Source organism: Streptomonospora nanhaiensis, assembly GCF_026642255.1.
Classification (GTDB): domain Bacteria; phylum Actinomycetota; class Actinomycetes; order Streptosporangiales; family Streptosporangiaceae; genus Nocardiopsis; species Nocardiopsis tropica.
The window spans coordinates 2,792,867-2,810,557 of the sequence record NZ_CP113264.1; the positions used below are offsets into that span (position 1 = coordinate 2,792,867).

Consider the following 17,691-nt stretch of genomic DNA (forward strand, 5'->3'; position numbering starts at 1 on the left):
GAATCCGTCAATGCACAGCCAGACGTGCCGGACGAGGACTGGTTGGGAACCAGCGAATTCGTCGCTGAGGCGATCGAGGAGGACTCGGCCGTCGACGACGCTGCGATCACCGAACTCGACGAAGCCGCCTGGCCCGAGACCGGCACGGTCGACCTGGAGACCCCCTCTTCCGGAGATACAGCGGTCTCCTTGACCCCTGTGTCCGAAGAGCAGTTCCAGGAGTGGGAGGTCCCCCCGTTCCTACGGCAGGGCGCCGCCTCGGACGAGGAAACCGCTGCGGAGAACCGTCTGCACACCGAGCCCGAACCGTGGGTCGATCCGGCAAGGCCTCCCACAGAGCCCGAAGGAGCCGACGACGCCCCGGAGGGCTCCACGCCGCATGAGCCTGGGCAGAGCCCGGAAACCGAGGTCGAAGAGTCCCCGGAACAGGACGGTGGCCGGAACGAGGGTTCTGAGGAGACCGCACTCCAGGACGAACCCGTTCCGGTGGCCCCAGAGCCGGTCGTCGACGCGACCCTGGAGATTCTCGACCCCCAGACCGCCGAAGCGGCCGGGATCAACGGCCTGGCGATGCGTCTGACCCGCACCGATGATGTACAGGCGCCCGGCCCGGTCGAGGTGGAACTTGACTACGGCGACTTCGCCAGCGCCTTCGGCGGTGACTACGGGGCGCGCCTGCGCCTGATCGCCCTGGACGAGTGCGCTCTGGAGAGCGAACCCTCCGAGGACTGCCGGGCCGCCTACGACCTGGGGTCGGTCAACGAATTCTCCGCCCAGACCCTCAGCGCCGTGGCCCCGGCCACGTCCTCCGGGGTCACCCTGGCCGCGGTTCCCGAGGCCGACGGCAACAGCGGCAACTACCAGGCCAGCGAACTGGCCCCGTCCGCATCCTGGGAAGTGGGCCTGCAGACCGGCGACTTCTCCTGGTCCTACCCGTTGGACACCCCGGACGTGGCCGGGGGCCTGGCACCCAGCATGGCCCTGTCCTACTCCTCGGGATCCATTGACGGGCGCACCGCCTCCACCAACAACCAGGCCTCCTGGATCGGCGAGGGCTTCAACTACCACCCCGGGTTCATCGAACGCTCCTACATCCCCTGCGCCGAGGACGGACAGAAGAACCCGAACAAGACCGGCGACCAGTGCTGGCGCCGCCAGAACGCCACTCTGTCGCTGAACGGCATGTCCAGCGAACTACTGCTGGACGAGGACGACACCTGGCGGTTGCGCAGCGACGACGGCTCCAAGGTCGAGCGCCTGACCGGTGCCACCAACGGCGACAACGACGGTGAGTACTGGAAGGTCACCACCCCTGACGGCACCCAGTACTTCTTCGGCCGCAACCGCCTGCCCGGCTGGACCTCGGGAGATCCCGAGACCGACTCGGCCTGGACCGTCCCCGTCTACGGCAACGACTCCGGTGAACCCTGTCACAAGTCATCGTTCTCCGACTCCTGGTGCCAGCAGGCCTGGCGGTGGAACCTCGACTACGTCGTCGATGTCCACGGCAACGTCATGACGCTGAACTACGCCAAGGAGAAGAACCACTACGCCCGCAACATGGGCACTGTCTCCACCCCCTACGACCGGGGTGGCTACCTGCGCCGCATCGATTACGGCCTACGCAGCGACGACGTGTACGCCACTGCGCCGGCCCGGGTCGTCTTCACCACCGGTGAACGCTGTCTGGCCACGGATTCCTTCGACTGCGCCCCCGAGAAGCGCGAGAAGGCCAACGCCACCCGCTGGCCCGACGTGCCCCAGGACCAGGAGTGCGAGTCCGGGAAGAAGTGCACCGGCAACTACTCGCCGACCATCTGGAGCACCAAGAAACTCGACAAGGTCACCACCCAGTACCACGACGGCACCGAGTACGTGCCCATCGACTCCTGGGCGCTGACCCACAAGTTCCCCGCCCCCGGGGACGGAACCGACCCCGCCCTGTGGCTGGACTCCATCACACACACCGGCCATGTCGGCGGAACCCTGGCAACCCCGGCTCTGACCTTCGCCGGCACCCCCATGCCCAACCGGGTCGACTCCACCTCCGACGGTGTCGCTCCCATGAACAAATGGCGCATCACCGCCGTCTACTCCGAGTCCGGGGGACAGCTCGACGTCCTGTACTCCCAGCCGGAGTGCGCGCCGGGGGAGACACCCCAGCCGCACAGCAACACCAAGCTCTGCTACCCCGTCCGATGGGTGCCCTCGGGCAGGGGAGACGACGACATCACCGACTGGTTCCACAAGTACACCGTCACCCAGGTAACCGAAGTCGACCTGGTCACCGACCAGCCCGACATCGTCACCACCTACGACTACCAGGGCGGAGCCGCCTGGCGGCACGCGGACGCCGACGGCTTCACCAAGGACGACAGGCGCACCTGGTCCCAGTGGCGCGGCTATGAGACCGTCCTGGTCAACACCGGTGTGGAAGGCCAGACACGCAGCGAGGAAGAACACCGCTTCTTCCGCGGCATGCACGGCGACAAACAACCTTCTGGCACCCGCAGCGTCGAGGTCACCGACTCGGAGGGGACCGAGCACACCGACCACGACCACCTGTACGGCCAGACTCTTGAGACTCTGACCCGCAACGGTCCCGGGGGCGAGGTGGTGGAGAAGACCATCGCCATCCCCTGGCACCACCGTACGGCGTCACGCACTTATTCCTGGGGCACCCTGACCGCCGACATCGTGCGCACGGCCTCGGAACGCACCTACACCCCCACGGCCGACGGCGGCTGGCGCCAGCACCGCATGGACACCACCCACGACACCCTCGGCATGCCCACCGAGGTCTTCGACCACGGTGACACCTCCGTCGCAGGCGATGAACAGTGCTCCCGCACGACCTACGTGCGCAACACCGGCAAGAACATGCTCGGCCTGGTCTCCCGCCAGGAAGCCCTCGCCGTGGGCTGCGACTCCACCCCCAGCTACCCCGACGACCTCATCCTCGACACCCGCACCGCCTACGACGGGGGCAGTGTCGGAACCGAGCCGACTCGGGGCCTCGACACCCGCAGTGAGCGGGTGGAGGACTACACCGACGGGACTCCCGTCTACCAGACCGTCCAGACCTCCACCTACGACTCCTACGGCCGTCAGCTCACCCAGACCGACGCCGATGACAACACCATCGCCTACGAGTTCGCCTCGGCTGTGACCGGCGGCCCGGCCACCACCCTCAAGGTCACCAACCCGCTAGGGCACGTCGCCACCACCCAGATGGAACCGGCCCGGTCCCTGCCCGTCACCGAAACCGACGCCAATGGTAGAAAAACCGAGCTCTCCTACGACCCGCTCGGCCGTCTCACCCAGGTCTGGCTCGCGGACCGTGACCGTTCCAATGGCGTGGATCCCAGCCTGAAGTTCGCCTATCACATCAACAAGGACAAGGCGCCCTACGCCACCACCAGCACCCTCAACCCCCAGGGCGGCTACAACACCACCTACCAGATCTACGACGGCCTCCTGCGCCCACGGCAGACACAGACACCGACCAGCGAGGGAGGCCGCCTGGTCAGTGACACCCTGCACGACCACCGGGGCCTTCAGACCCAGAGCCGCGCCGCTTACCCCGCCAGAGGCGAACCCGGCGGCGACGTCGTCACCGTCAACAACACCGACGACGTCCCCCGGTGGGAGCGGACCGTTCACGACGGTGCCGGACGTCCCGTCCACGCCATCAGCATGTCCCGCGGCGTCGAGCAGTGGCGCATCACCACGGAGTACAAGGGCGAACAGACCCTGGTGACCTCTCCTGAAGGCGGCGTGGGCACCACGACCGTCACCGACATCCGCGGCAACACCACCGAGCTGCGTCACCACCACGGACGTGAACCCGTCGGCGACTACGACGAGCTCACCTACACCTACAACGTCCGCAACGACCTCGCCACGGTCACCGATGACGAAGGCAACACCTGGAGCAACACCTACGACCTCATGGGCCGCAAGGTCTCCACCACTGACCCCGACACCGGTACCAGCGCCTTCACCTACGACGAACTGGACCGTCTGGCCTCCAGGACGGACGCCCGGGATCACACACTGGCCTACGTCCACGACGCCCTGGGCCGCACAGTCTCCCTGCACGACGACTCCCCGGAGGGGGACAAGCGCGCGGAATGGGTCTACGACACCCTGGCCAAAGGAGAGCTCACGTCGGCCACTCGCTACGACGAGGGCAACGCCTACACCACCCGGGTCGTCGCCTACGACCAGCTGTACCGTCCCGTCACCAGTGACGTCATCATCCCCGTCGCCGAGACAGGAGTCGCAGGAACCTACCGGTTCACCACCCGCTACAACCCCGACGGCAGTATCAGGAACCAGGTCATGCCGACCGTAGGTGGTCTGGACGTGGAGAACGTCTCCTACGCCTACAACGCCCTCGGGCAGATGACCCGAGTCGTAGGCGAGGGCACCTACATCGACTCCGCCCACTACTCCAGCATCGGGAACCTCGCCCAGCGCTCTTTCCATCGGGAAGGTACCCGAGACCGCAAAACCTGGGCAACCTGGGACTACGACGAGGCAACCAACCGCGTGAAGTGGGCCAGCGTCGTCCCCGAGATCGGCAACGGATCACTGCTGCACCAGCACTACTCCTACGACGACGCCGGCAACATCCTGTCCATCCGGGACGAACCCTCCGATCCCGACCGTCCCTCCGACGTCCAGTGTTACACCTACGACCACCGGCGCCAGCTCGACCAGGTGTGGACCCCCGACGCCACCGGTGAGGACGCCTGTGCGGCAGATCCCACCGTGGCCGGTCTGGGTGGAGCCGCCCCCTACTGGCACACCTACACCTACGACGCCATCGGCAACCGCGTCACCGAGACCAAGCACGGCATCGGAGGGGAGACCACCCGCAGTTACACCCGGCCGGACGCAGGCCAGCCCCAGCCGCACGCCCTGACTCAGGTGGAGGAGGAGGGCCCGGCCGGCGGACGCCTGGAGGAGTATGCCTACGACGACTCCGGGAACATGGTCTCCCGCATCACCGCCTCGGCGGACCAGGTCATGGAATGGGACGCCGAAGGCAAGCTCACCACCGTCGGCGACGCCGACCTGGGGATCACCACCTACCTGTACGACGCCGACGGCCAGCGGCTGATCCGCCGGAGCCCGACCACCACCACCCTGTACCTGCCGGGCACGGAGCTGCACTTCGAGCGGCAGAGCCTGCTGCGCACAGCACTGCGCTATTACCAGCACGCCGGCGAGACGGTTGCGGTACGTGACTCCGAGGGGAAGGTGTCGTGGATCTACGGCGACCACCACGGCACCGGGCAGCTGGCCATCGACTCCGCCACCGGGGAGGTGACCCAGCGCCGGTTCACCGCCTTCGGTGACGACCGCGGCGGCGGCACGGGTCAGTGGCCCGACGAGCGTGGGTTCGTGGGTGGCACGAACGACGAGTCCACGGGGCTGACCCAGCTGGGAGCCCGCGCCTACGATGCGGCGATCGGCCGGTTCATCTCGGTGGATCCGGTCCTGGACCCCACCGATCCCCAGCAGATGCACGGGTACGCCTACGCCAACAACAACCCGGTCACCTACACCGACCCCGACGGCCTGAAGGTCCGCAAGTTCCTGTCCGGACTGAAGAGCCGCTTCAGCTCGATGAAGAACAAGGTCAGTAACGGTGCGCGCCGGACGTGGAATTCCAAGCCTTTCCGTAACATCAGGTCCAACATCCGCCAGCGGGCTACCAACTTCTCCAACAAGACCTATAACACGGTTCGGAGTATCTACCGGCGAGTCCCCCACCGCGACAAGATCCTTAACTTCGCCACAGGCGCCCAAAATACCATCAGGATATTCGTACCACCGGTTTTGGTGACCGACTGGGTGTTCACGAAGGTCGGTCTTCCTTCAATGGAGGAAGTCGCTGCCCGGGCCGGCGTCGATCCGGAGTCCGGGGCTTACAAACTCGGCGAGGCCGTTCCTGAACTGTTTGTGCCCAGTGGTTGGGCGGTCCGCGGAGCCAGGGGAGCGGCGAACCTGGTCGGTAGCCTTCGTGATGACCGCAAGGACGACGCTCTTTCGTGTGCGCTGGGCAACAGCTTCGTCAGGGGCACACGGGTCCTGATGGCCGACGGCTCCCACAAGCCGATCGAGGACGTCAGGATCGGTGACCAGGTGTGGGCCTCGGATCCCGAAACGGGGGAGGAGGGGCCGCGTACGGTTCTGGCCACCATCGTCGGTGAGGGTGTCAAGACCCTGGTCGAGATCACCGTCGACACCGCGACGCAGATCGACGCCGGCACCCTGGACCGAGGCGAGCTGCCCGATGGTCCGTCCCGACCTGGGCCGACAGTGCTGGGCGATGCGGTCATCGCGACCGACGGCCACCCCTTCTGGGTCCCCCTGCTGGGCGAGTGGGTCGACGCCGTCGACCTGGTTCCCGGGATGTGGTTCCTGTCCTCGGAGGGAACTCTGGTTCAGGTCGCCGGTACTCGGGTCTGGACCGAACCGGAGCGGGTCTACAACCTCACGGTCGAGGGCCTGCACACGTATTATGTGATGACAGGCGCCATCGCGGCTCTGGTTCACAACTGTGGTGAGGCATCCCTTGACGCACAGGCCGATGCGGGCGAGATTCGTGGAAGCGACTTTGCGGCCGAATATGAATCTCAGAGTGGCAATTTCTATCGGTCGGACAACAAGGATCCTGTCATCGCTCCGGATGAAATGGCGGAGATTTTCGAGCAGCAGGCCCACCCGATGAACGGTGGATGTGCGGAGATGAAGTGCCTGAGCAGGGCGTATTCCAGAGAAGGTGAAACGGGTATCCGAGGCGGGAGCATGACTACGGTGCATGTGAGCGACACCCCTAAGGGTGACCACGGTGCTCCTGCCACTCCGTGCAGGGCGTGCCGTCGAGTGATGGACTTCTTGGGGGTGATTTACTAGTGAGCGGCGAACTAGCGGATTTTGCCTCCCGGTTGAACCCGGAAACGGTTTCTGCCCTGCGGCAGGCTGGCTGGTACCCTGGGCGACAACTCGACGTGTCATCGGATATCCAGTCTTTGGAGGCACAGGGGTACACCCCGAGCCCATTGGCAACAGTCTTCCTCAAATCCTTCCGAGGTCTGAAGATCGGACCGGCCCGTGAGGACGGCCCCAACTTCATCAACGGCGAACCGTTCTTCGTCGATGCCGTGGGGGCTGGCGGCAGGCATCAGGACGAATCCTCGGCGATCGGATCGGTACTCGGCGGTTCATGGTTTCCCGTCGGCTGGTGGCTCAGCTACTCGCATGTCTTCATGCGGCCGGACGGGGCTGTGGCCGCTTACGCGAACGGCCTGATCTGGAGTATCGGAAACACACCCTACGAGGGCTTGGACCTTATGGTGAGCGCGGATCGCCCGTTGATCTGTGTTCATGCGCCCGAGGGGATGAAGCCGTGGCCCAAGTAGGGCTCAGGTGCCATACGGGAAGTGTGGATGATCAGTCAGAACAAAGCCCGATGAGTAGTTCTCAGCAGGCAGTTCCCAGAACGTTCATCTGATTCCACGACGTATAGTCTGGGAGTGTGAATTCGAAAGCCCCAACGGCAATGGCGCCGGTGGGGCTTTTGGGTGCCTTGACGGCAACGCCAACGGCGCCTGGCCCAACTCACGCGGGTTCGTCGGCGGGATCGTCGACGACCAGGCGGGACTGACACGTCTGGGCGCCCGCTCCTACGACTCGGGGCTGGGGTCGTTCATCTCACCGGACCCGGTCGTGGACACGGCCGACTCCCAGCAGATGCACGGGTATTCCTACTCCAACAACAACCCGGTATCCTTTACCGACCCGGACGGGCTGTTCCTGCGCAAGAGTTTCGCGCAGGCCCGCCAGTGGGCTGCTCAGCGTGCTCGCCAGGCCGCTATCCGTGCCTACCAGGTGCGTATGGCCGCCATCAGGGCCTACCGGATCCGCCAGGCAGCGATCCGCGCTGCGCAGATTCGCGCGGCCAAGGCGACGGCAGCTGCGCGCAAGGCTGCGGCGATGCGCGCTGCCGCTGCTCGCAAGGCTGCTGCAGCACGAGCGGCACGAGAGGCAGCTAAGAGAAGGGCCGCAGCGAAAAAGGCATCGTATGACCGTCGACAGGACCCGAAGCCGCTGGGTCTGGGTAAACCCCAGAATCCCCGCCCAATCCCCCTCTGGGACAGCCCTTTTGTTGGATCCGGTTTCCCTGATAAAAAATTAGGAGAAAGTGGAGAAAAGATTTTTCGACGGGGAGGCTGCCCGAATGGATGACGAAGGAGCGGCGGCTTTTGCCGGGTGGTTCGTTTGAGGCCTATGTCAGAGATAATGATGAATTTCGAAATGCTCACATGTCGCTGGTGGGTAATACGAGCATGGTAGTGGGAGCTGTTGGCGGCGGTGCTGTCGGGGGAGTTCTGAGTGCTTCGGGCGGGGCATCGTTCGGTGGATATGTTGCAGGGAAGCAAGGTTGCTTTGTTGGTTGGGTGGGTGGTGTGATCGCTTGTCGAAATTGATGCGGTTCGGACTTGAGCAAAGGGTGTTCATTTCTTGTAGGGACGCTGGGGCTTGTTGGGGTGATCGCAGGTTCTGATTTTTGTCGAACTTGCCTTTGGGGGTCGGTTTTCTTTGTTGAGTTTTATGCTTTGCTGTTTCCCTCCTTTGGCATTTTGGGGTTATTGATGGTGTGCTCTCTTTTCTATGCGATGGCAGCCCTGGTGGTCGCACTCACGTCGTTTCTAGTATCGGGCTCGTTCTCCGCGTCGTCTACGTCCGACATCCTGATGTTGATGACAGGCCTCGGGTGCACGTTGTTGATGCTCAGGAAGAGAAGCCGATTCCCTCTTGTGCCGGGTACTGGCCCCAGCGTGCTTCCTCTGCGGGTTGCCACAGTGGGAGTCTGGATCATCTCGGTGGTTGTTCTGATCTGCGGAGCTACCCTCGTGGGTCCCTCGTTCGAATTGCGATCATTTCTTCTGGTGGCTCTCCCCTCCTCCGCGTTGCTCCTGTTGTCCTTCATCCGCCTGTGGAACGATGGGAAGGGTGGAGGGGTCTCCGATGGGAGTCCCAAATGCATCCTTGTCGGAGGCGCGGCGGACGCCCCAGCGGGCTTGGTGAAGGTCGTTGTCGCTCGGTCCGCGGAGCCCAGACTGATTTTTTCTTCTCCCTGTGGCGTCTATGTCGGGGCAGATCACATGGGAAGCCTGCTTCCTGGAGAGGTATCAACCTTCTGCGTGACACCGGGAAAGCATCCAGTCTTTCTTGTCTTCTCGGGGGTCGCCGGTCCCGTGGAGTATGTGGATGGGCAGGCGGGAGACACCCTAGAATTCATCGTGAGAAGAAGAGAGAAGATCGGTCTCCTCGCGCAGCTCCTGCGTCCCGGTGTGGCTCTTGCTTTGCAACGCAGCCTGCCCCATTGATGTTCTCTGTGTGAGCTCCCTGGGCGACCTTCGGCGGTGAAGATCGGTGTCACGCGCTTGCCTGGCGAGGGCAGGGGAGCCGATACTTCCCGCTGGAGATGGGCCACGCCCCCGGTAGGGGGCGTCGGCCGGGCCCGGGGACGGTCCCGCGGCGCGGACCGGGACGGCGCGCTACCTGTACCTGCGGCCCTGGTTGCGGCCGATGAGGAACCACAGGAGGGCGCCGATGAAGGGGGCGATGCACACGAAGATGAGCCAGACGATCTTCATGGCCCCGTCCACCCGCGATCCGAGGATGCTGAACACCGCGGCGACGATGAACACGACCACGGCCAGGCCCACCAGCAGGGCCATGATGAGGATGAAGGCCGTGATGCCGGTTTCCATGGTGGTCGCGTCGGCCAGTGCCAGCAGCGTCATGTCGTGCCCTTTCGGGGGTGGAGGTTCGAGTCGGTCCGTCCCTCCGGGACCGGTCGGCCCCGGGGAACGTTCTCCACGCTAGGTGCGGGGTCGCCTTCCCCACATCCACCTGCGGGCCCTACCGCTGCGGCGACCAAAGCGGTACCGGCACGGGCGCCCAGGGTGCTTTGGTCGGTGCGCGCACCGACTTTCGTCGGTGGCCGTGCCCCGGGCGGGGCCGGCCCCGCCCGTACCTCCCGGGGTCGGACTCGCCCCTTCCCCTCGTGGAGTCGCCGGCCTGACCTTAGAATCGGGTGATCCCGTCGGATGTCCGAGCGTGAGGGGTCCTGTCCATGGCCGCGTCGACCGATCTGACCGCGTCGTCCGAGTGGTGGCGGGGCCTGAACGAGGCCATGTCCGCCCGGCGCCCGCTGCCCAGGGTGCAGCCGCTGGTCAAGGAGCACCTGCGCTGGTACCCCAAGGCGGACGTCGCGCTGCTCAGCCGCGCCTACGCCGTCGCCGACCACCTGCACCGCGAGCAGAAGCGCAAGAGCGGCGAACCGTTCATCATCCACCCGCTCGCTGTCGCCACGATCCTCGCCGAGATGGGGCTGGACACCGCCACCCTGGTCGCCGCGCTCCTGCACGACACCGTGGAGGACACCCCCTTCAGCCTCGCCCACCTGGCCGCAGAGTTCGGGGCCGAGGTCGGGATCATGGTGGACGGGGTCACCAAGGTCGACCGGTCCATGTACGGCAGCGCGGCGGCGGGCGAGACGTTCCGCAAGATGGTCGTCGCGGCCAAGGACGACCTTCGAGTGCTCCTCATCAAGCTCGCGGACCGGGTCCACAACCTGCGCACCCTCCAGTTCCAGCCGCCCCACAAGCGCGCCAAGATCGCCCGGGGCACCCGGGAGCTGCTGATCCCGCTGGCGGAGCGGCTGGGGGTGTACCAGCTCAAACGGGAGCTGGAGGACCTGTGTTTCGAGTACCTGGAGACGGAGGACTTCGAGCGCGTGCGGGAGCGCACCGAACAGGTGCGCCGCTCCCACGAGCACGAGATCGACTCCCTGCGGGTGAGCCTGCGCGACGTGCTGCACGCGTTCCGGGTCAAGGCGGAGGTCGTGGTGCGCGAGCGGCACCTGTACTCCGTGTTCACCTCCGGCCTGCGCGCGGGCTCGGAGGTCGGCCCGGTGGCCACGGTCCGGTACGTGGTCGTGGTGCGCGGCGGGGAGCAGAACGCCTACCTGGCCCTGGGGGCGGTCCACGGCAGATGGCGCCCGGTGCCGAGAAGGTTCCGTGACTTCATCGCGATCCCCAAGTACAACCTGTACAAGGCCCTGCACACCACCGTCGTCACCGAGTCGGGCCGCCAGGTCCAGATCATCATCTGCGACCCCCACGCCCGCGAGGTGTCGGAGTACGGGATCATCGCGCAGATCCGCCAGGAGACCTCGAAGGACGGCCGCCTCCTCCAGGAGGGGCGGACCAGGGCCGACCCCGAGTGGCTGACGCGGCTGCTCGGCTGGCAGGAGCAGGCCAGCGCCGAGGACCTCCTCACGGGGGCGCGCACCGACCTGGCCGACACGATCACGGTGCTGACCGGCGAGGGCAGGGTCCTCACCCTCCCGGAGGGGGCGACCCCCGTGGACGTGGCCTACGCCCTGGGGGAGGAGACCGGCAACCACTTCTCCGCGGCCACGATCGACGGCCGCCTGGCCGGGCCTGCCGCGAGGGTCCGCGAGGGCGACACGGTGCGGATCGTCACCACCGACGAGCCCGCCCCGGACCGGGGGTGGCTGGACTCGGTCAGGACGGGCGAGGCGCGGGTGGGCATCACCGCCTGGCACCGCGTCCGCGCCCGCGAGCGCGCCTCCGAGGACGGGAGGTGGCGGCTCGCCGAACTGCTGGGGCAGGACCGGCTGGTCGAGGCTGAGGCCGCCGGAAAGCTGATCGGGGTGGCCCGGCGCATGGGCCATCCCGACATGGAGGACCTGTACGTGGCCCTGGGGGAGGGGCGCCGCGCCCCCGAGGACGTCTCCGACAAGCTGTCCTGAGGGGGATGCGGCCCGGCTCCGGGCACGGCGGACCGCCCGGCGGGGAGGCCGGCGTCCGCTCGTCCCCCTGACCGGCGCTGGACCGTCGCAGGGAGCCCGCCCCGGCCCCGCGGACGTGCGACACGCCGGACTCCCGCGTCCCCCGTGACGCGCCCGCGCGTCGGAGGATGTACCCATGGAGAGCAAGCAGGACGAAGGTCAGGGCAGGGGGTACGAGGATGGTGACGATCCCATCCAGGTGTGCCTGGTCGGCGGGCCGCGTGCCTGGTCCGGCCTGGTGATGGAGGACGTCTTCACCCGCGACGAGATTCTCGGCGTGCCGTGGGAGGACCTGGGCGCGGACCTGGTGGTCCCGGGCGACGTGCGCCCCGATCCGCCGGTGGCCCGGTACCGGCCGCTGGACGGGACCGCGCGGTGGGTCTGGCACTTCACGGGGTGGGAGCCCCCCGAGGCGGAACCGGTGGCCGAGGCCCTGCCCGCCCGGCGCGTTCCGGAGAACGCCCCGCAGTGAGGTGTTCCGCCGCCGTTCCGCGCACGCACCGTTGACGCGCCCGTCCGGAGCCTTCCGGGCGGGCGCGCCGTTGTCGCGGGCCGCGTGGCCCCGCCCGGCGCCGCGGTTCAGCTCCCGGCGGCGCGGAGCCGGAGGAGCTTGGCCAGGCCCCAGGCGACCAGCCCCGTGACCGCTCCGACGACCACCCCGGTCACCAGGCTGCCGACCACCGCGAAGCCGCGGATGACGACCGCGTGCGCCAGGGGCGGCAGGTCGGCGAGGTTGCCGCCGAGGGCCGGCGGGTCGCCCTCCCAGGCGACGTTCCACAGCAGCTGGTGTCCGAGCGCGAGGAAGACCCCGTAGAACGCGCCCACGACGAGCAGGGTCAGGAACGGGTTCGGCACCCGGGCCAGGACGGCCGCGGCGATCCACACGACCAGCGGGACGAACACGAACAACGCGTTGACGAACGTCCCCTCCTGGATGAGGCCGAGGTCGTGCAGCACCACACGCGGCGCCGCGAGCAGGGCGAGCCCGATCAGGGCGATGAGGGGCAGGCCGAGGGTGGAGCGCTTCTGTTCGGTCATGCCACCGACGTTAGGGAAGACGCTCCCCCGGGGCATCCGCGCCGGGTCTCGCCCGTGTACGTCGAGAAGCGGCCTCGGAGCCGCCCTCGCGGCCCCGGCGCGACGGCCCGGACCGCCTCTCCCCGCCGCGTCCGGAGCGCGGTGGCTCCCCCTCGGGTGGGACCGGACGCACGGAGCGGGCGCGGCGCCCGGCCGTCACTGGCTGAGGGCGATGGCCTGGGCCTCGACCTCGGCGGGCTCGGGGCCGTCGTCGACCCTGCGCAGCACCCGGCGTCCGAGGAGGACGATCAGCGCGGCCACGACGACCGAGCCCGCCGCCGCGTACATCGGGGCGCCCGGGGACACGGCCGCGGCCAGCGCCGAGGCCGCGGGGGGCGCGGCCGCCCCGCCGAGGAAGCGGATCGCCGAGTAGGACGACGACGCCACCGGCCGGGGCAGGTCGCTGGCCTCCATCACCGACTCCGTCAGCACCGTGTTGAGCACGCCCAGCAGCAGCCCGCCGAGCACGACGCAGGTGATCAGGCCGGCCGTGGAGGAGATGAGGGCGCCCGCGGCGACCAGGTCGGCTGCCAGCAGGAGCAGGGTGGCCCACAGGACGCCCGTGCGGCGCCACCGCCGGGTCAGGACGGGCGCGACGAACACGGAGGTGACGGCGACGGCCAGTCCCCAGCCGAAGAAGGTGAACCCGAGCCCCATCTCGTCCAGGCCCAGCGGGAAGGGCGTGTATGCCAGCAGCGCGAAGAAGCCGATGTTGTAGAACAGCGCGGTGAACGCCAGCACCAGGATGGCGGGCTCGCGCAGCGCCGTGAACGGCGCGGACAGCGGGACCGGCGCCGTCCTGGCGATGGTGTCGCTCCGCAGCAGGGTGGCGATCGTGACGAACCCGACCGCCATGAGCACGGCGGTGCCGAAGAACGGCCCGCGCCAGCTGACGCTGCCGAGCAGTCCGCCCATGAGCGGTCCGGTGGCGATGCCCAGTCCCAGGGACGCCTCGTAGAGGACGATCGCGGAGGAGGAGCCGCCGCTGGCCGCGCCGACGATGGTGGCCAGGGCGGTGGAGATGAAGAAGGCGTTCCCGAGCCCCCAGCCGGCGCGGAAGCCGATCACGGACTCGACGTCGCCCGCGGCCCCCGCGGCGGCCGCGAAGACCACGATCAGGGCCAGTCCGAGCAGGAGGGTGCGCTTGGCCCCGATCCGGCTCGACACCCAGCTGGTCACGAGCATGGCCAGGCCGGTGACGAGCAGGTAGCTCGTGAACAGCAGCGAGGTCTGGGTCTGGGTGGCCTCCAGGCTGCGGGAGATCGCGGGAAGGATCGGGTCGACCAGCCCGATGCCCATGAACGCGATCACGGAGGCGAACGCCACCGCCCACACCGCGCGCGGCTGCCGGAGGATCGAGCCCTCCGTCCGGGGTGGTGCGTCACCCGCCCTGTGCGGGGTGGTGCGCTGGTTGTCTGTCTCCGCCACCATGTTTCGGAACTCCTGTCGGTTGTCGGTGGGGAGGACGGCGGCCGGTGCGGTCGGGGTCCTCGCGAGGATTCATATAGGTAACCTATGTTAATCCTCGGAGATTCCCGCCCGTGCCGGGAGGGTTCGGAGGAGGGCTTGGGAGAGGGGCGCGGACCAGGGGAAAAGTGCCCCGTTCAGGCCTCGCCGCGCCGCAGCCGGCCGTCCAGGAGCCGCACCGAGTCCGCCAGCAGGGTCCGCTCGTGCTCGGACAGGTCGGTGAACAGCGGGGTCAGCGCCGAGCCGATCCGGGACCTCCAGTCGTCCAGCGCCGCCTCCCCCTCGGCGGTCAGCTCGTGGAGGTTGGCGCGCCCGTCGTCGGGGTCGGGGCGGCGCTCGACGTACCCGGAGGAGAGCAGGGACTCGACGATCACCGTCATGGTGGGCTGGCGGACCCGGCAGTGGTCGGCCAGCACGCCCAGCCGCAGCGGGCCCTTCTCCCGCAGGACGCTGAGCGCACGCCAGGTCGCGGGCGAGGTGCGCTCCCCGGTCGCGTGCGCGGCGTAGCGGGCGAGGCGGTTGCTGATGTTGATCAGGCGGACCAGCAGCTCGGCGACCTCGTCGTCCTCGTGGCCCTCGTTGTTCCTCACGCGGCCAGGCTAGCCGCCGCGGCCCCCGGCCCCCGCCACGGCGGGAGGGCGGCGCCGGGCGCGCGTCGGTGCGGTCGGCGGCTCCGTGGCCGCGTTCGTGCACGTGGCGGGACCCGCGGGCCGACCGGGACCGATGTCCGGTCCGCGGGGGTCGGGCCCCGCGCTGTCCGGAACCGGCCGCGGTCCCGGCGGCGGCCTCCGGGGAAGGGGCGCGGGGTCAGCCATCGGCGGTGAGCCCCGCGTCGTGGGCGATGAGGGCCGCCTGGACCCGGTTGCGCACCCCGAGCCGGGTGAGGACCGCGCTGACGTGGGTCTTCACGGTGTCCTCCGCCAGGTGCAGGGCGCGGCCCACCTCCGCGTTGGACATCCCCGCCCCCACCAGCGCCAGGACCTGCCGCTCCCGCGGGGTGAGGGCGCCCAGTCGCTCCTCGGCCGCCTCCGCGCGGAACTCCCTCCGGCTGCGGAAACCCGCGACGACCCGGCCGGTGACCTTCGGCGACAGGAACGCGCCGCCCTCGGCGACGGTCCGCACCCCCGTGATGAGTTCGCGCGGAGGGGCCGCCTTGAGCAGGAAGCCGTTGGCCCCGCCGTCCAGCGCCCTGGCCACGTAGTCGTCCTGGCCGAACGTCGTCAGCATGGCGATTGCGGTCGAAGGGCAGGCGCGGCGGATCGCCCCGACGGCGGTGAAGCCGTCCGCGCCGGGCATCTGGATGTCCAGCAGCGCCACGTCGGGGCGTTCGCGGCGGGCGAGCGCCACGGCCCCGCTCCCGTCGCGGGCCTGCGCGACGACGGTGATGCCGGGGTCCGAGGAGAGGATGGCGGCGATCCCCGCGCGGATGAGGGGTTCGTCGTCGGCCAGCAGGACGCGGATCACCGGCCACCGCCCCCCTGGTCCTCCGTGCCGCCTCCGGAGCCCGTCGGGACCGCGTCCTTGTCGACGAGGCGGCCCTGCGCGAAGCACAGCCGGTAGGCGTCCGACCCGGAGCCCGGCAGGGCCGTCCGGGAGCGGTAGTGGTCGCAGGTCCATCCGCTCGGCACCGGTCCCGTGGACGGCGGGTCGAGCATGGTGGACGGCGGGAGCACCGGCGCGACCGCGGACCGCGGGTCCCCGACCCGCAGCGCTGCGAAGTCGGCCGGGGCCAGGACCGCGCGGGCGGAGGCCAGGGCGTAGTACCCGGATCCCAGGACGGCCAGGGCCGCCAGCAGCGCGGCGGGGACCGCCACGGCCGCCGCCAGCGCCCTCCCGGTGCGGCTCCGGCTCCGCTCCCGCTGCCGCGCGGACTCGGGGGCGGAGGGGAGCGGCTCCGGGGCGGAGCCGGGGGCGTGGGGCACCGGGCCGGAGGACGCGGGCGGGACCGGAAGGCGCACGGTGAGCGTGAACCCGTTGGCCGCGCCCTTCGGGGGCGGTGGCCCTCCGGTCCGCGTCGGACCGGAGTCGAGGGTTCCGCCGGCGGCGCGCACCCGTGCGTGCAGCGCGGCGAGGCCGGACCCGCCGGAGGCCAGGACGGGCGCCTCGGTCGCGGGGCCGTTGACCACGGAGACCGTGTAGCCCTCCGTGGGGCCCGGGGCCGGTTCGTCGGTGGCGGCGTCGGCGGCCCCGGGGGCGTCGGCGCAGGACGCCCGCGTCCCGAGCCGGTCCACCCGCACGGCCACCGGTGCGCCCGGCGCGTGCTTGGCGCTGTTGGTCAGCCCCTCCCGCACCACGGCGTACACCAGGGCGCGCACCTCGGCGGGCATCCCCTCCCACAGCCGCCCACCGGCCAGGCCGACCTCCAGGGAGGCGTTCCGGGCGTGCCCGACGAGACCGGCCAGATCGCCGTCGCCGGTCCCGGGCTCGGCAGGCTCCGCGTCCCCGGACTGGAGGAGCCCGATGATCTCCTGCAGGCGCTCGACCGCACCGATCGCCCCCGCGCCGAGTTCGGCCACGCCGCGCCGGTAGTCCTCCGCGCCCAGCCCGGGCGCGACCTCCAGGGCTCCGGCGCGCACGGCGATCAGGCTGAGCTCGTGGCCCAGGGAGTCGTGCATCCGCGCCGCGATCCGCTCGCGCTCCCGGACGCGTTCGCGCTCGGCCGCCACCGACCGCTCCCGTTCGAGGAGTTCGGCGCGCCGCCAGCCGAGCCCGGCGGAGTCCGAGCGCACCCGCAGGTACCGGCCCACCAGCCACGGCAGCACCACGCACACGACCGCGAGCACGCCCCTGGCCAGGGCGGAGGTCGCGTCCTGACCCAGGGCGAGGACGGCGGCCGGCTGGATCAGGAACGCGACCGCCACGCCCCCGGCGGACACCCGCCCCCGTAGGTTCCAGCCCGCTGCCAGGGCCGGCGCGGCCAGGGCGACGCCGCTCCCGGCCAGGGCCGTGGCGGCGGTGAGCGGCACGAGGCAGCTCAGACCCGAGGCCAGGACGACGGCGGACAGGAGGGCTCCCCGGGCCGCGCGGCCCTTCGCGCCACCGCCCGCACAGCCCCCGTGACCAGGGTCCTGCGTCCTGGGTCCCGCCGTCTTTCGCACAGCGGTCAGGCTACAGAACGGCCGGCGGGCACGGCCTCACCCGAAAGTGCCGGTTCCGGGGAGGCCGGCGCCACGTCGGGGGCGGGGCCGCCCCTGCGTTCGGACACGTTCGGGTGAGGTGTGCGGGGCCGTACGGGGCCTAACGTC

Annotated in this window: 13 protein-coding genes; 7 read left to right on the top strand and 6 right to left on the bottom strand. The window is 69.2% G+C overall.

The features are described 5' to 3' along the window. Positions 1-42: 42 nt before the first annotated feature. The 5 genes from OUQ99_RS11990 (at position 43) to OUQ99_RS12010 (ending at position 9,407) form a co-directional block, all read left to right on the top strand. Positions 43-6,930, top strand: a complete 6,888-nt coding sequence (locus OUQ99_RS11990) for an RHS repeat-associated core domain-containing protein (RefSeq protein WP_267949512.1) — start codon at positions 43-45, stop codon at positions 6,928-6,930. Further along, a complete protein-coding gene (locus OUQ99_RS11995) occupies positions 6,930-7,436 on the top strand; it encodes an SUKH-3 domain-containing protein (RefSeq protein WP_267949513.1) in 507 nt (168 codons plus the stop codon). Before OUQ99_RS11990 ends, OUQ99_RS11995 begins: the two co-directional genes overlap by 1 nt. 103 nt (positions 7,437-7,539) lie before the next feature. Then, positions 7,540-8,262, top strand: a complete 723-nt coding sequence (locus OUQ99_RS12000) for an RHS repeat domain-containing protein (protein ID WP_267950355.1) — start codon at positions 7,540-7,542, stop codon at positions 8,260-8,262. Beyond that, positions 8,259-8,504 carry a hypothetical protein gene (locus tag OUQ99_RS12005; protein ID WP_267949514.1) on the top strand — a complete coding sequence of 82 codons (246 nt, stop codon included), beginning with the start codon at positions 8,259-8,261 and terminating at the stop codon, positions 8,502-8,504. Before OUQ99_RS12000 ends, OUQ99_RS12005 begins: the two co-directional genes overlap by 4 nt. Before the next feature lie 189 nt (positions 8,505-8,693). After that, positions 8,694-9,407 (top strand): hypothetical protein, encoded by a 714-nt coding sequence (locus OUQ99_RS12010; RefSeq protein WP_267949515.1) that lies wholly within the window; start codon positions 8,694-8,696, stop codon positions 9,405-9,407. Positions 9,408-9,578: 171 nt separating this feature from the next. Here OUQ99_RS12010 and OUQ99_RS12015 read toward each other — a convergent pair whose 3' ends face one another. Further along, on the bottom strand, positions 9,579-9,827 hold the full coding sequence (locus OUQ99_RS12015) for a PLDc N-terminal domain-containing protein (protein WP_267949516.1): 249 nt from the start codon (positions 9,825-9,827) through the stop codon (positions 9,579-9,581). A 332-nt stretch (positions 9,828-10,159) separates the two neighbouring features. Between OUQ99_RS12015 and OUQ99_RS12020 the strand changes: the two genes are divergently transcribed. Both OUQ99_RS12020 and OUQ99_RS12025 read left to right on the top strand, forming a co-directional pair. Beyond that, a complete protein-coding gene (locus tag OUQ99_RS12020) occupies positions 10,160-11,863 on the top strand; it encodes a RelA/SpoT family protein (protein ID WP_267949517.1) in 1,704 nt (567 codons plus the stop codon). 175 nt (positions 11,864-12,038) lie between these two features. Further along, complete coding sequence (locus OUQ99_RS12025) at positions 12,039-12,374, top strand: hypothetical protein (RefSeq protein ID WP_267949518.1); 336 nt, start codon at positions 12,039-12,041, stop codon at positions 12,372-12,374. A gap of 107 nt (positions 12,375-12,481) precedes the next feature. On the opposite strand, the gene OUQ99_RS12030 is transcribed toward OUQ99_RS12025, so the two are convergent. The 5 genes from OUQ99_RS12030 to OUQ99_RS12050 form a co-directional block, all read right to left on the bottom strand. After that, entirely contained in the window at positions 12,482-12,940 is a 459-nt protein-coding gene (locus tag OUQ99_RS12030; protein ID WP_267949519.1) for a hypothetical protein, read from the bottom strand. A gap of 195 nt (positions 12,941-13,135) precedes the next feature. Further along, positions 13,136-14,410 (bottom strand): MFS transporter, encoded by a 1,275-nt coding sequence (locus tag OUQ99_RS12035; RefSeq protein ID WP_267949520.1) that lies wholly within the window; start codon positions 14,408-14,410, stop codon positions 13,136-13,138. Between the two features lie 173 nt (positions 14,411-14,583). Beyond that, positions 14,584-15,036 carry a MarR family winged helix-turn-helix transcriptional regulator gene (locus tag OUQ99_RS12040; protein WP_267949521.1) on the bottom strand — a complete coding sequence of 151 codons (453 nt, stop codon included), beginning with the start codon at positions 15,034-15,036 and terminating at the stop codon, positions 14,584-14,586. A gap of 217 nt (positions 15,037-15,253) precedes the next feature. Beyond that, positions 15,254-15,910, bottom strand: coding sequence for a response regulator (locus OUQ99_RS12045; protein ID WP_267949522.1), 657 nt, complete (start codon positions 15,908-15,910; stop codon positions 15,254-15,256). Beyond that, positions 15,907-17,544, bottom strand: coding sequence for a sensor histidine kinase (locus OUQ99_RS12050; RefSeq protein WP_267949523.1), 1,638 nt, complete (start codon positions 17,542-17,544; stop codon positions 15,907-15,909). Before OUQ99_RS12050 ends, OUQ99_RS12045 begins: the two co-directional genes overlap by 4 nt. Positions 17,545-17,691: the final 147 nt, after the last annotated feature.

Excerpts from the sequence above, each read along its gene's own strand:
- OUQ99_RS12005 (WP_267949514.1), top strand. The coding sequence starts at position 8,259 with ATGACGAAGGAGCGGCGGCTTTTGCCGGGTGGTTCGTTTGAGGCCTAT.
- OUQ99_RS12010 (WP_267949515.1), top strand. The coding sequence starts at position 8,694 with ATGGCAGCCCTGGTGGTCGCACTCACGTCGTTTCTAGTATCGGGCTCG.
- OUQ99_RS12015 (WP_267949516.1), bottom strand. The coding sequence starts at position 9,827 with ATGACGCTGCTGGCACTGGCCGACGCGACCACCATGGAAACCGGCATC.
- OUQ99_RS12020 (WP_267949517.1), top strand. The coding sequence starts at position 10,160 with ATGGCCGCGTCGACCGATCTGACCGCGTCGTCCGAGTGGTGGCGGGGC.
- OUQ99_RS12025 (WP_267949518.1), top strand. The coding sequence starts at position 12,039 with ATGGAGAGCAAGCAGGACGAAGGTCAGGGCAGGGGGTACGAGGATGGT.
- OUQ99_RS12030 (WP_267949519.1), bottom strand. The coding sequence starts at position 12,940 with ATGACCGAACAGAAGCGCTCCACCCTCGGCCTGCCCCTCATCGCCCTG.
- OUQ99_RS12035 (WP_267949520.1), bottom strand. The coding sequence starts at position 14,410 with ATGGTGGCGGAGACAGACAACCAGCGCACCACCCCGCACAGGGCGGGT.